This window comes from Gemmiger sp. An50 (assembly GCF_002161595.1).
In the GTDB taxonomy this organism is placed as follows: Bacteria; Bacillota; Clostridia; order Oscillospirales; family Ruminococcaceae; genus Allofournierella.
On sequence record NZ_NFID01000004.1, the window covers coordinates 139,771 to 153,152 of the forward strand.

Below are 13,382 nucleotides of genomic sequence, written 5' to 3' on the forward strand. Positions count from 1 at the left end.
TCTCCCTCGCCTTTTCCTGTAATGACCGCCCGCCCGGGGCCGAAGAGCCCGCACAAAAAGCGGAGCGGCGCAAACGAACCAGATAAAAAGGAGAATACTGCATTGAATATCGCAATCATTTCGCTGGGCTGCCCCAAAAACCAGGTGGATGCCGACGTGATGTGCCACGGTCTCATCGCTGCCGGTCACACCACCACCGCCGACCTGAGCTTGGCGGATGTGATCATCGTGAACACCTGCGGCTTCATCGAGAGCGCCAAGACCGAGGCCATCGAGAATATCCTGAACGCCTGCTCCTACAAGGAGCAGAACCCCAACCTGAAGGTAGTGGTCACCGGCTGCCTGGCCGAGCGCTACCAGCATGAGATCCGCACCGAGATCCCCGAGGTGGATGCGGTGGTGGGCATCGGCTCCAATAAAGCCATCCCCCAGATCATCGACCGTCTGTGCGGCGGCGCGGAGGACCAGAACCGGGAGTACTACGGTCCCAAGACCGACCTGCCTCTGGGCGGCCGCCGGGTGATCTCCACCCCCCATCACTACGCCTATCTGAAGATTGCCGAGGGCTGCAACAACCGCTGCCACTACTGCGCCATCCCGCTGATTCGCGGTCCGCTGCGCAGCCGTCCCATGGAGGACTGCCTGGCCGAGGCCCGCTGGCTGGCAAACGAGGGCGTGAAGGAGCTGGTGCTGGTGGCCCAGGACCCCACCGCCTACGGAGACGACTGGGGCAAGAACAGCATCTGCGAGCTGCTGGATGAGCTGAACAAGATCGAGGGCATCCGCTGGATTCGCATCCTGTATGCCTACCCCGAGCGCATCACCGACGCCTTCATCGCGGCCATGGCCCGCAACGAAAAGGTGGTGCCCTATCTGGACCTGCCCATCCAGCACTGCAACAGCCGGGTGCTCAAGGCCATGAACCGCAAGGGCAACCGCCAGGTGGTGGAAAGCGCCATCCAGCGGCTGCGCCAGGCCATTCCCGGCATCACCCTGCGCACCACCCTGATCGCGGGCTACCCCGGCGAGACCGAGGAGGAGTTCGACGAGCTGTGCCAGTTCGTGAAGGACACCGCCTTCGAGCGGCTGGGCTGCTTTGCCTTCAGCCCCGAGGAGGACACCGTGGCCGCCTCCATGCCGGACCAGCTGCCGGAAGAGGAGAAGCAGCGCCGGGCCGACATCATCATGCGCGCCCAGGCCAACATCAGCGCCGCCAAGCTGGAGGAGAAGGTGGGCAAGACCCTCACCGTGATCTGCGACGGCATCGACGAGGAGAGCGGCCTGTACCTGTGCCGCAGCGAGGCCGACGCTCCGGAGATCGACGGCAACGTGTGCGTTTCCAGCGAAGACCCGCTGTATCCCGGCGAGTTCTATCAGGTGTACATCGAGGAAAGCGATATGTATGATCTGTACGGTTATGTAGTGGAGGATGAGAAGGATGAATCTGCCGAATAAACTTACCCTGGCCCGCATCCTGCTGGTGCCGGTGTTCATGGTGCTGGCCCAGATGAGCCAGTACGGCACCTCCAATTTTGATCCCGCCTGGTATCTGGCGGCGGGCGTGGTGTTTGCAGTGGCCAGCTTCACCGATTTTCTGGACGGTTACCTGGCCCGCAAGTGGAACCTGGTGACCGACTTCGGCAAGTTTGCCGACCCTCTGGCCGACAAGCTGCTCACCACCGTGGCCTTTTTGTACATGATGCGGGACGGCGTGTGCAGCATCTGGGTGGTGGCCATCATCCTGGCCCGGGAGTTCGCCGTGGCCGGTGTGCGCATGGTGGCGGCTTCCTCCAACCATGTGATCGCCGCCAACATGTGGGGCAAGGTGAAAACCGTGCTGCAGATGCTCACGATCCTGTTCTACTATTTTGCAGCGGCCTTCTCCAGCGGCGGCGATATCATGGCCGTGGGCCTGATCTCCATGGTGCTGTGCTGGGCGGTGGCGCTGGTGACCCTGCTCTCCGGCGGCATCTACCTGTGGCAGAACCGGGAATGCTTCATGAACGCCAAGTAATTGGAACCGTTCCGCAAAGCAGAAAAGAAAAAGGGCTTGCCTTCCATGAGGAAGGCGAGCCCTTTCTGTGTGTAAAAACCGGATTACAGATGGCGGATGGCCAGCGCGTTGGCGGTCAGGTCCTTGTTGCGCATGGTGGTGTCCATATCCCGGCGGCAGAACTCGTTCACCAGCATATCCACCACGAACAGCATGGCCATCTTGGCCGCGATGCTGCCGGCCTGCAACGGGCGTTCGTGTCCGCCGCACAGCAGCACCACGTCCGCCATGCTGGCAGCGGGGGAGTCGGCGTAGTGGGTGATCAGCACGATCTTGGCGCCCCGGGCCTTGGCGGGCCGGAGCACGTCCTCCGCATCCCGGGTGGAGCCGGAATAGGAGACGAACAGGATCACGTCGTTTTTCTCCAGCAGGCTGGCGGCCATGATCTGCATGTGGTTGTCTTCAATGGTGAAGAACTTGGGGGTAACGGTGAGAAAGCGGCTCCAGGCCTCACGCACGGTGGACATACTGCCGCCGTAGCCAAGGCCCAGGATCTTGCCCGCTCCGGCCAGCAGGTCGCCCGCCTTGATGAGCGCGGCCTCGTCCAGCAGCGAAAGCGTCTGGTTCAGCGCCTGGATGTTCGCTTCGTACAGCCGGCGGCACATGGCCTCCACCGTGTTGTCCTCGGGCGTGAGCTCGCCGTAGGCCGCGTAGGGGTTGGGCTGATTCAGAATGCTGGACTTTGCCAGTGCGAGCTTGAATTCGTTGTAGCCCCCGAAGCCCAGCTGCTTGCAGAAGCGGAAAATGGTAGCCTCGGCCACCCCGCACTCACTGGCCAGCCCGGAAATGGAAAGATACTGAGCCTGGGCGCAATGCTCGCGCACATAGTCGGCGATCTTTCGGGAAGAGGGGGTGAACTGATCGTAGTGCGTATTGATTTGGTACATAACGTCTAACATTGGCGACACACTCCCGGAATGTTCCTTCCTGCTAAAATGCGAAAAAATTTTTCAAACATGTTTTAGGAAGGAGAAAATGCGTACACTTTGTAACTTTATGTAATCATTACAAAATGAAATTAATACTACCTATATTATAAGGCGAAAATGACGGAATCACAAGAAAAAAACACCCAAAAAATCGTTGTGCAAGTTCACTGAATATTCATAGAAAAGATAGGTGGAGTTTCCAATTGAAAAAATTTTTCATGGATGATAGAATTTGAGTAAAGCGAGACGGCGTGGTTTTGTCCGCGCCCTGATCGGGTCGAACAGACTGAAAAATCCTAAGGAGGAGAATTTCAAATGAAAAAAGCGTTAGCACTTGTCATGGCCGGCGCAATGGCGCTGTCCATGGTGGCTTGCGGCGGCGGCAGCACCAGCACCAGCACCGCTACCTCTGGCTCCACTGCGGCGAGCACCGGCACCAGCACCGCTTCCGGCGCTGCTACCGAGATCACCCTGTGGACCTACCCCATCGGCTCCTGGCAGAAAGAGGAGACCGTAAACGGCTTCATCGCCGAGTTCAACAAGCAGTACCCCGACATCAAGGTCAACGTGGAGTACCTGGACTACACCAACGGCGACGATAAGGTCACCACCGCCATCGAAGCCAAGAACACCCCCGACATCATCTTCGAGGGTCCCGAGCGTCTGGTATCCAACTGGGGCGCCAAGGGCCTGATGGTCGACCTGAGCGATCTGTGGACCGAAGAGGCCACTGCCGACATCAGCAAGACCAGCGAGGCTGTTGTGAACGCCTGCAAGGGCGCTGACGGCAAGTACTATGAGTACCCCATGTGCATGACCGCCCACAACATGGCCATCAACTACGAGCTGTTCGAGGAGACCGGCGCTCTGCAGTACATTGATCAGGAGACCCGTACCTGGACCACCGATAACTTCGTGAAGGCTCTGGAGACCCTGCGCGACAGCGGCAAGGTTATGACCCCCGCCATCGTTTACTGCGGCGGCCAGGGCGGCGACCAGGGCACCCGCGCTCTGGTAAACAACCTGTACAGCGGCACCTACACCAACGCTGACCACACCGCTTACACCGCTAACAGCGAGCAGAACGTGAAGGCTCTGGAGCTGCTGCAGAAGCTGAACGGCGAGCAGGCTCTGACCTTCGACCCCGCTCTGCAGGCTTCCGACGAGCTGCAGATGTTCGCTAACGGCACTGCTGCCATGACCTTCTGCTGGAACGCTTCCAACGAGGCTACCTACGCGGAGCAGGTTACCTTCACTCCCTACGCCATGAACTTCCCCACCGACGACGGCAAGGTTGAGCTGTGCGGCGGTATCTGGGGCTTCGGTATCTTCAACAACGGCGACGAGGCCAAGATCGAGGCTGCCAAGACCTTCATCAAGTTCATCTGCGACGACGCCACTCAGGGCCCCGCCAGCGTGCAGGCCACCGGCTTCTTCCCCGTTCGTGCTTCCTTCGGCAACGTTTACGCCGGCACTGAGAACGAGGAGCGCATGGCTACCTTCCAGACCTTCCTGCCCAACATGGGTGACTACTACAACGTGACCGGCGGCTGGACCGAGCAGCGCACTGCTTGGTGGAACATGCTGCAGGAAGTTGGCAACGGCAGCGACGTTCAGGCTGCTGCTGACAAGTTCGTTGAGACCTCCAACGCCGCTATCGGCTAAGGAGCACCGCTTCCAACTGATTCGTTAGAGCAGGGACGCGCACCTCTCTTTTTCGCCCGATGCGCAAAAAGAGAGGTGCGCTCTTTCTTAGAAGACGTGAACATGATTCACCCGCTGTTCCGGCGTTAGAGGAACCTGTGAGAGATGAGAGGAGAGGATCCATTTGACTACATCTGCCGCTAAGCAGCCTGTAAAAGGACCCAGCAAACGTTCCGGCCTTGGCATCAGCCGGGCGGAGGCACGCCGTGAGACCATCTCGGCCTACCTTTTCCTGTTGCCGTTTCTGATCGTTTTCGTCGGCTTTGTTCTGATCCCCATGGTCATGTGCCTGTGGACGAGCTTCTTCGATTCCACCATGGCCCGTGAGGACATTTTCGTTGGTTTTGGCAACTACATCAAGATGTTCCAGGACGAGATCTTCTGGAAGGCCTTGATGAATACCGCACTGATCGTGGTGGTGGCTGTGCCCACCGTTACCGCGTTCTCTCTGTGGGTGGCTTCGGCCATTTATAAAATGAAGGCGGCTTCCTGCTCCTTCTTCCGCTGCATCTTCTATCTGCCCGTTGTAACCGGTACTGTGGCCGTTACCGTGGTGTGGAAGTGGATGTTCAACAACTACTACGGCATCATCAACTATGTGGCCAAGGGCGTTGGCGTGATCGACAACAACGTGAACTGGCTGGGCAACCCCAAGACCGCCATCTGGTGCATTATCCTGATCCTGTTCACCACCAGCATCGGCCAGCCCATCGTTCTGTACGTTTCCGCTCTGGGCAACGTGGACGCCAGCCTGACTGAGGCTGCTCAGGTGGACGGCGCCACCAAGCTGCAGACCTTCTGGAAGATCATGTGGCCCCAGATCACTCCCACCACCCTGTACATCCTGGTTATCACCACCATCAACAGCTTCCAGTGCTTCGCTCTGATCCAGCTGCTGACCAGCGGCGGCCCCAACCACGCCACCGATACCATCATGTACTACATCTACTACCAGGCCTTCAAGCTGTATCAGTACGGCTACGGCAACGCCATGGGCGTGATCCTGGCCATCATCATCGCTCTGCTGTCTGCCCTGCAGTTCAAGGTAGCCGGCAAGGGCAACGACTAAGGAGGCATAGAAGATGAATACTGTGACTGGCAAAATGACTCCTTACAAGGTCATCTCCGGCATCATCCTTGCCATTTTGACCGTGTTCCTGGTGTTCCCCCTGTATTGGATCTTCACCGGTTCCGTAAAGACTGCGGCGGATATCAACACCCCCACTCCCCAGTGGTTCCCCACCAACCCCACCCTGGCCAACTACGAGAAGCTGTTTGACAACCCGGCTCTGCTGTGGCTGTGGAACACCATCTTCATCGCCGTGGTTGCCATGGCCCTGACCTGCATCACCGCCGCCATGGCCGGTTACGTTCTGGCCAAGAAGAAGTTCTACGGCCGCACCGTGATCTTCAGCCTGATCGTCTGCGCCATGGCTCTGCCCAAGCAGGTTATCCTGATCCCCCTGCTGAAGGAGATGTCCTTCCTGGGCATCCACGACACACTGTGGGCCGTGATCCTGCCCACCGTCGGCTGGCCCTTCGGCGTGTTCCTGATGAAGCAGTTCAGCGAAGGCATCCCCAACGAGATGCTGGAGGCTGCCCGCATCGACGGCGCCGGTGAGATCCGCACCTTCGTGCAGATCATCCTGCCCATGGTCAAGCCCGGCATCGGCGCTCTGGCCATCTTCACCTTCATCACCGCCTGGAACGATTACTTCATGCAGTTGATCATGCTGACCAAGAACACCAGCCTGACCATCTCGCTGGGCATCGCGAACCTGCAGGCCGAAATGGCCACCGACTTCGGCCTGATCATGGCCGGTGCTGCGGTTGCCGCCATTCCCATCCTGGCTGTGTTCCTGATGTTCCAGAAGTACTTCACTCAGGGCATCACCATGGGTGCTGTGAAGGGCTGATCCCTCAGACCCGTTTGTTTTCCAAAACCAGGTGGCTGCCGCCACCTGGTTTTTTGTCATCACCGGCGGCCGGACGAGAGAGCGGCCGGAGAAGGAGAGAATACCATGATCTATGATAATTTCAGCAATCTGAGCGCATACAAGGGATTTTCCAAGGGCCTGGACAAGGTGATCGAATGGGTCAAGACCCATAAGGTGGAGGAGCTGCCCCTGGGCCGTACCGAGATCGACGGCAGCCGGGTGTTCGTGAATGTGATGGAGGCGGATACCCGCCCGGAGGCAGGCGCTCACTATGAGGTCCACCACAAGTACATGGACCTGCAGATGGACATCGAGGGCTGTGAGGATTTCGAGGTGCCCATCAGCTACAGCCAGGACGAAAAGGGCTTTGACGACGCGGCGGACATCGGCTTCGGCGATGGCCCGGTGGGCGATCTGGGCCATCTGGGCGGCGGCAAATTTGCGCTGTTCCTGGCGGGTGAGCCCCACATGCCCACGCTATCCAACGGCAGCTGCACCCATGTGAAGAAGGCTGTGTTCAAGATTTTGAGCAACGAATATTACGACGAGGTCTGATCGGACCTTGCGGGCGAAAGGCCCAGGCGTATCCGCTGAGCGGAAGAGCGCCCGGGCCTTTTTTTGTTTTCTCTTTTTATGGAAAAAGCGGGGAAATATGGATGAAAAAACGGAAATCTGCCAGGGCATGGGTCCAAAACGTGAAAAAAATTTTTCATTTCAGCCACTGGGGAGAGGATTTCACGGAGAATGCCGGAAAGGGGAAGAACAGAAAAAGCGAAAAAAAGAAGCGTCAAAAGTAACAAAAAATAACAGAGCGCACTCTAGAAATGGCGTCAGATAGCCCAAAACAGGCGTTTTTGAAGGAGTCTTGTGCAAAGTGACAAAATTGGCTCGGGTAGATTCGTAGGACTTCATAATTGAAAATTTTTTTCACAAATGGTACCATAAGAGTAAAGCAAGGGGTGCACAAGGGCACGCCTTGTTCCAAGGGAAATGGAGCACCTTGGCTCTGATGCTTAGTTATTAATAAAGCGATCGGGGAAGGCGCTCTCGATTTTTGAAGGAGGCAAAAAACATGAAGAAAGTTCTTGCACTTGTTCTCGCAGCTGCCATGGCACTTTCCATGGTAGCCTGCGGCGGTGGCTCGACCACCACCACCAGCGGTTCCACCGCAACCAGCGGCGCATCCAGCACCGGTACTGCCGCTCCCGCCAGCGACGGCACTCTGAAGCTGGTCCTGTCCACCACCGACGGCAGCAGCACCGACGACAAGGTGCCCACTCCCTGGTACAACCGGAGCCTGCCCACCAACCTGATGTTCCGCAGCCTGTTCATTGCGGACAGCACCCTGAACGAAGTGACCCCCGACCTGGCCGAGAGCTATGAGGTCAGCGAGGACGGCCTGACCTACACCATCACCCTGAAGGACGGCCTGAAGTGGAGCGACGGCGAGCCCCTGACCGCTGACGACGTGCTGTGGTCCATCGACGCTGCCCTGCAGACCACTCAGGTGAACGCCATCTACACCTCCGCGTTCAAGAAGATCGCTGACAAGAGCGCCGAGGGCAACGTGATCACCCTGACCCTGAGCGAGCCCTACAGCTCCCTGCCTCAGATTCTGAGCCAGTTCGCCATTCTGCCCAAGCACAGCCTGGAGAACGTGGACGTTCTGAAGCTGGATGCCGACACCACCTTCTGGCAGAACCCCGTGACCAGCGGTTACTACATGGTTGGCGAGTTCAACGTGGGCAACTACTTCACCATGGTTCCCAACCCCAACTATGAAGGCACTCCCGCCAAGATTCAGAAGGTCACCGTTTCCTACGTGAACGATTACCTGACCGCTGCCCAGTCCGGCAACGCCGACTATCTGTACGGCAACGCCACCGACCTGGTAGAGGCCATGGAGGGCATGAGCAACTACACCTCTCACGAGGTCGACGTGCTGTTCTACAAATACTTCATCTTCAACATGAAGGGCACCGACGGCACCGAGAACCCGGCCATGCAGAACGTTGAGGTCCGCAAGGCCATCATGGAAGCCATCGACCGTGCTACTCTGGCTACCCTGTATCCCAGCGCCACCGTGCTGAACTCCGGCGTGCCCGATTCTCACCCCGCTTACAACGGCTTCAGCTACACCTTCGACGCTGAGAAGGCCAAGGCCGATATCGCCGCTTCCGGCTACGATATGAGCCGTCCCATCCGCATCTGCTACTACAACAACGATCAGACCAGCATCGACCTGATCAACACCATCGTTTACTACCTGGAGCAGGCTGGCCTGACTGTTGAGTCTACCCTGTCCAACGACGGCACCACCGATCTGTTCACCACCCGCCAGTACGACATCGGCTTCAAGGGCAAGAGCTCCTTCTCCCTGGACGAGTGGTACAGCGAGTACCTGAGCACCGACGCTCTGTTCCAGAACATCTGGGGCGGCGACACCGCCTTTGACGAGGCCATCGCCACCTACTCTGCCGCCACCACCGAGGAAGAGAAGAATGCTGCTCTGAAGACCCTGCAGGATCTGGAGCAGGAGAAGCTGTACAAGGTTCCCCTGTTCACCGTTGGTAACTACGTGTTCACCAGCAGCAACGTGAAGATTCCCGAGGGCGCCACCTTCTGCAACCCCCTGTACAGCTGCGACCTGGATTTCGCCAACTGGGAGATGGCCTGATCCGCTGATATCGCTGCGATCCCTAGCATAATGTGATTGCTGGAAAGGGAGAGACGTTGGCCTTTGCCTTTCGTCTCTCCCTTTCCTCTTCGGCAGGCTCCTCCGGCGGGCCTGTGCTTCGCCCCATTTGAATCACCGAGATTGGAGTGAGAACATGCTAAAGTTCATTCTCAAAAAGCTTCTTTTGATGATCCCGATGCTGCTTGTCATCAGCCTGATCGTGTTCTTCGGCCTGCAGGCGACCGGCATCGACCCCATCAACTTCATGCTCAGTCCGGAACAGCTTTCCGCCAGCCCCGAGGTGGTGGAGCAGCTGCGTGAGGAGCTGGGCCTGAACGATCCCCTGATCGTTCAGTACTTCAACTGGCTGGGCAACATGCTGCACGGTGACTTCGGATACTCCATCACCGACGGTACCTCCATCGCCAGCACCCTGGCGGTGCGTATGCCCTACACGCTGGAGCTGGCCGGTTACTCTCTGGTGCTGTCCGCCATCATCGGCATCGGCATCGGTATCATTTCCGCCATCCGCCAGAACGGCATCATCGACTACATCGGCCGCGTGCTGGCCGTTCTGGGCCAGGCGGTTCCTCAGTTCCTGGTCGGCATCATCCTGATCCAGATCTTCTCCATCAAGCTGGGCATCTTCCCGGCGGCGAACCGTGTGAGCCCGGACGCTACCAACGCCTTTGTGGACGCCTTCATGCATCTGTTCCTGCCGGTGACCACCCTGACCATCGGCATGGTGGCGGTTCTGATGCGCTACGCCCGCAACACCATGCTGGACGTGCTGAACAGCGACTACATCAAGACCGCCCGCAGCAAGGGCATCCCCGAGTGGAAGGTTTACTTAAAGCACGGCTTCCGCAACGCCATGAAGCCGGTTCTGGTTATCCTGATGTTCCGTATCCCCACCCTGATCGGCGGTTCCGTGGTTGTTGAGAGCGTGTTCTCTTACCCCGGCATCGGTATGACCATGACCAACGCCATCGTTGCCAACGACTACAACGTGGTTATGGTGACCACCCTGATCATCGCCGCCACCATGCTGGTGTGCTCCTTCATGGTGGACGTGCTGAACGCCATCATGGACCCGCGCGTGCGGCTGGGCGAATAAGCGAGAGGAGGAGTAGAATATGAGCAATCCCAATGCAGCAAGCATCAAGGAACAAAACAAAAGCGCGGCCTCCTCGTTGCTGAAAAAGAATATCCGCAAATTTTTGAACAATAAGCTGGCTGTGTTCGGCCTGGTGGTCGTTGTTGTGATGACCCTGGCCTGCATCATCGGCGCCGTTATGGGCGTGGACTACGCCACCCCCGACCTGACCAACATGAAGGCTGCCCCTGAGGCCGGTCACATCTTCGGTACCGACACCATCGGCCGTGACCTGCTGGCCCGCGTGCTGATCGGCGGCTGCTATTCCATTCTGATCGGCGTGTTCTGCGCCGTGCTCAGCAGCGTGATCGGCGCGGCGCTGGGCGCCATCGCCGGTTACTTCGGCGGCTGGGTGGACAGCGTGATCGTTCGTATCTCCGAGATCTTCCAGGCCTTCCCCCAGCTGGTTCTGGTCATGATGCTGGTGGCCATCCTCAACCAGCGCGGCCTGGGCAACCTGCTGTTCATCTTCGTGGTCACCGGCTGGATGACCACCTTCCGTATGGTGCGCAACGAGTTCATGAGCCTGAAGAACGAGACCTACGTTAAGGTCTGCGAGGCTTTTGGCATGAAGCGCAGCAACATCATGTTCAAGCAGATCCTGCCCAACGTGATGAGCCCCATCATCGTTTCCACCACCACCAACGTGGCGTTCTTCATCCTGCAGGAGGCCTCCCTGAGCTTCATCGGCCTGGGCGTTGCCGACAGCACCCCCACCTGGGGCAACATCCTGAACGCTGCAAAGTCTGTTTCCGTGGTTACCAACCAGTGGTGGATCTGGGTATTCCCCGGTCTTGCCATCAGCCTGTTCGTTCTGGCCATCAACTTCTTCGGCGACGGCCTGCGGGACGTTCTGGACCCGAAACAGCAGTAAGGAGGCGGCAGTATGGATACAAAAGAGATCATCTTAGACGTAAAAAATCTGAATACCACCTTTATTTCCGACCGCAAGGAGATTCGGATCGTAAAGAACGTTTCCTTCCAGCTCAAGCGCGGCACCGCGCTGGCGGTCGTGGGTGAGTCCGGCTGCGGCAAGAGCGTGACCATGAACTCCATCATGCGTTTTCTGGGCAAGAACGCCCGGGTCGAGGCGGACAGCATCCAGTACAACGCCCTGCGGGACGGCAAGGTGACCGAGTACCACCTGGAAAAGATCAAGGACCCCAACGGTCCCGAGATGCGCGCTCTGCGCGGCCCCGACATGTCCATGGTGTTCCAGGACCCCATGTCCAGCCTGAACCCCGTTTACAAGGTGGGTGACCAGGTGGCCGAGGGTCTGATTCAGCACACCGGCATGAAGAAGAAGGAAGCCCGTGTGAAGGTTCTGGAGATGTTCCGCAAGCTGGGCATTCCCGATCCGGAGGAGCGCATCGACAACTACCCCCATCAGTTCTCCGGCGGCATGAAGCAGCGCGTGGTCATTGCCATCGCCATGATCTGCAACCCGGAGCTGATCATCTGCGACGAGCCCACCACCGCGTTGGACGTTACCATCCAGGCACAGATCATGGAACTGCTCAAGGATCTGCAGGTGAAGGAAGGCAAGTCCATCGTGCTGATCACCCATAACATGGGCCTGGTGGCCGAGATGGCCGACGAGGTCTGCGTCATGTACATGGGCCGCGTGGTGGAATTCGGCAGCCTGGAGGATGTGTTCGACCGCACCTCCCACCCCTACACCAAGGCGCTGCTGCGCAGCGTGCCCGTGCTGGGCCTGGCCGATGGCCAAAAGCTGGAGACCATTCCCGGCTCCACCCCCAACCCGGCCAACCTGAAGCCCGGCTGTGAGTTCGCGGATCGCTGCCCCGAATGCACCGCCGCCTGCCGTGAAAAGGATATCCCGACCTTCGAGATCAGCCCCGGCCACCGGGTTCGCTGCTTGAAGTATAAGAACTTCCCGGAGGTGGACTGATCATGAGCGAAAATCGTGAAGTTATCTTTAAGATCGAAAACCTGAAAACCTGGTTCCCCATCACCAAGGGCGCCTTCAAGAAGGTCGTGGGCCATGTAAAAGCCGTGGACGACGTGAGCCTGGAAGTGTACAAGGGCGAGACCCTGGGCATCGTGGGCGAGTCCGGCTGCGGCAAGTCCACCTTCGGCAAAACCATCATGATGCTGGAGAAGCCCACCGGCGGCAAGGTGCTGTTCAACTACGGCGGCGAGTTCAAGGACGTGACCAAGTTCAACAAGGAGGAAATGTTCCAGTTCCGCCGCAAGGTGCAGATGGTATTCCAGGACCCCTATTCGGCCCTGAACCCCCAGAAGAAGATTTACACCTCCTTCGAGGAACCCCTGAAGGTTCACGGTGTGAAGAGCGAGGCTGACCGCGAGGCCGTGATGCAGAAGGTGCTGAAGATGGTTAACATCCAGCCCGACTACCTGATGCGTTACCCCCACGAGTTCTCCGGCGGCCAGCGCCAGCGCCTGTGCATTGCCCGTGCGCTGGAGGTTATGCCCGAGGTTCTGGTGTGTGACGAGCCCGTTTCCGCGCTGGACGTTTCCATTCAGGCTCAGGTGCTGAACCTGATGAAGGACATCCAGAAGGAGATGAACCTGACCTATCTGTTCATCGCCCACGACCTGAGCGTTGTGCAGTACATGTCCGACCGCATCGTGGTTATGTACCTGGGCAAGATCGTGGAGATCGCCGACAGCCGCGCGCTGTACGACGAGCCCCTGCACCCCTACACGCAGGCGCTGCTGAGCGCCATCCCGGTGCCCGACATCCACAAGACCAAGAAGCGTCAGGTGCTGGAGGGCGAGGTGCCCAGCCCCATCCACAAGCCCAGCGGCTGTGCCTTCCACAACCGCTGCCCCAAGTGCATGGAGATCTGCAAGACCGTGGACCCCGCTATGGTGCACCACGGTGCAGAGGGCCACATGGTCGCCTGCCATCTGTATGACAAAGAGGCGGCGAAGGCCTGAT

The 13,382-nt window shown here is 58.5% G+C and carries 12 protein-coding genes; 11 read left to right on the top strand and 1 reads right to left on the bottom strand.

Translation table 11 applies throughout. The annotated features are described in order from the left end of the window. The first annotated feature begins 102 nt into the window (after positions 1–102). Both rimO and pgsA read left to right on the top strand, forming a co-directional pair. Complete coding sequence (gene rimO / locus B5G03_RS05800) at positions 103–1,455, top strand: 30S ribosomal protein S12 methylthiotransferase RimO (protein WP_087180816.1); 1,353 nt, start codon at positions 103–105, stop codon at positions 1,453–1,455. Beyond that, positions 1,439–2,014: a CDP-diacylglycerol--glycerol-3-phosphate 3-phosphatidyltransferase gene (pgsA, locus tag B5G03_RS05805; protein ID WP_087180817.1), complete on the top strand. Its 576-nt coding sequence runs from the start codon at positions 1,439–1,441 to the stop codon at positions 2,012–2,014. The genes rimO and pgsA overlap by 17 nt, the downstream gene beginning before the upstream one ends. A gap of 83 nt (positions 2,015–2,097) precedes the next feature. Here pgsA and B5G03_RS05810 read toward each other — a convergent pair whose 3' ends face one another. Then, a complete protein-coding gene (locus tag B5G03_RS05810) occupies positions 2,098–2,952 on the bottom strand; it encodes a MurR/RpiR family transcriptional regulator (protein WP_087180818.1) in 855 nt (284 codons plus the stop codon). A 345-nt stretch (positions 2,953–3,297) separates the two neighbouring features. Here B5G03_RS05810 and B5G03_RS05815 point away from each other — a divergent pair, with 345 nt between their 5' ends. The 9 genes from B5G03_RS05815 (at position 3,298) to B5G03_RS05855 (ending at position 13,381) form a co-directional block, all read left to right on the top strand. Beyond that, the gene (locus B5G03_RS05815) at positions 3,298–4,647 is read left to right on the top strand and encodes an ABC transporter substrate-binding protein (protein WP_087180819.1); all 1,350 of its coding nucleotides are present in this window, start codon (positions 3,298–3,300) and stop codon (positions 4,645–4,647) included. Between the two features lie 163 nt (positions 4,648–4,810). Beyond that, positions 4,811–5,755, top strand: a complete 945-nt coding sequence (locus B5G03_RS05820; protein ID WP_481808406.1) for a carbohydrate ABC transporter permease — start codon at positions 4,811–4,813, stop codon at positions 5,753–5,755. A gap of 13 nt (positions 5,756–5,768) precedes the next feature. Then, positions 5,769–6,602: a carbohydrate ABC transporter permease gene (locus B5G03_RS05825; protein WP_058963581.1), complete on the top strand. Its 834-nt coding sequence runs from the start codon at positions 5,769–5,771 to the stop codon at positions 6,600–6,602. 105 nt (positions 6,603–6,707) lie between these two features. Beyond that, complete coding sequence (locus B5G03_RS05830) at positions 6,708–7,178, top strand: NanQ anomerase/TabA/YiaL family protein (RefSeq protein WP_087180820.1); 471 nt, start codon at positions 6,708–6,710, stop codon at positions 7,176–7,178. A gap of 517 nt (positions 7,179–7,695) precedes the next feature. Then, positions 7,696–9,300, top strand: a complete 1,605-nt coding sequence (locus tag B5G03_RS05835) for an ABC transporter substrate-binding protein (protein ID WP_087180821.1) — start codon at positions 7,696–7,698, stop codon at positions 9,298–9,300. 154 nt (positions 9,301–9,454) lie between these two features. Continuing rightward, complete coding sequence (locus B5G03_RS05840) at positions 9,455–10,417, top strand: ABC transporter permease (protein WP_087180822.1); 963 nt, start codon at positions 9,455–9,457, stop codon at positions 10,415–10,417. 19 nt (positions 10,418–10,436) lie between these two features. Beyond that, entirely contained in the window at positions 10,437–11,330 is an 894-nt protein-coding gene (locus B5G03_RS05845; RefSeq protein WP_087180823.1) for an ABC transporter permease, read from the top strand. Between the two features lie 12 nt (positions 11,331–11,342). Next, positions 11,343–12,368, top strand: a complete 1,026-nt coding sequence (locus B5G03_RS05850) for an ABC transporter ATP-binding protein (RefSeq protein ID WP_087180824.1) — start codon at positions 11,343–11,345, stop codon at positions 12,366–12,368. Positions 12,369–12,370: 2 nt separating this feature from the next. Then, on the top strand, positions 12,371–13,381 hold the full coding sequence (locus tag B5G03_RS05855; protein WP_058963575.1) for an ABC transporter ATP-binding protein: 1,011 nt from the start codon (positions 12,371–12,373) through the stop codon (positions 13,379–13,381). Position 13,382 lies beyond the last annotated feature (1 nt).

Coding starts and splice junctions, on each gene's coding strand:
- B5G03_RS05835 (WP_087180821.1), top strand. CDS start 7,696: ATGAAGAAAGTTCTTGCACTTGTTCTCGCAGCTGCCATGGCACTTTCC.
- pgsA (WP_087180817.1), top strand. CDS start 1,439: ATGAATCTGCCGAATAAACTTACCCTGGCCCGCATCCTGCTGGTGCCG.
- B5G03_RS05845 (WP_087180823.1), top strand. CDS start 10,437: ATGAGCAATCCCAATGCAGCAAGCATCAAGGAACAAAACAAAAGCGCG.
- B5G03_RS05825 (WP_058963581.1), top strand. CDS start 5,769: ATGAATACTGTGACTGGCAAAATGACTCCTTACAAGGTCATCTCCGGC.
- B5G03_RS05855 (WP_058963575.1), top strand. CDS start 12,371: ATGAGCGAAAATCGTGAAGTTATCTTTAAGATCGAAAACCTGAAAACC.
- B5G03_RS05830 (WP_087180820.1), top strand. CDS start 6,708: ATGATCTATGATAATTTCAGCAATCTGAGCGCATACAAGGGATTTTCC.
- B5G03_RS05850 (WP_087180824.1), top strand. CDS start 11,343: ATGGATACAAAAGAGATCATCTTAGACGTAAAAAATCTGAATACCACC.
- B5G03_RS05840 (WP_087180822.1), top strand. CDS start 9,455: ATGCTAAAGTTCATTCTCAAAAAGCTTCTTTTGATGATCCCGATGCTG.
- B5G03_RS05810 (WP_087180818.1), bottom strand. CDS start 2,952: ATGTTAGACGTTATGTACCAAATCAATACGCACTACGATCAGTTCACC.
- B5G03_RS05815 (WP_087180819.1), top strand. CDS start 3,298: ATGAAAAAAGCGTTAGCACTTGTCATGGCCGGCGCAATGGCGCTGTCC.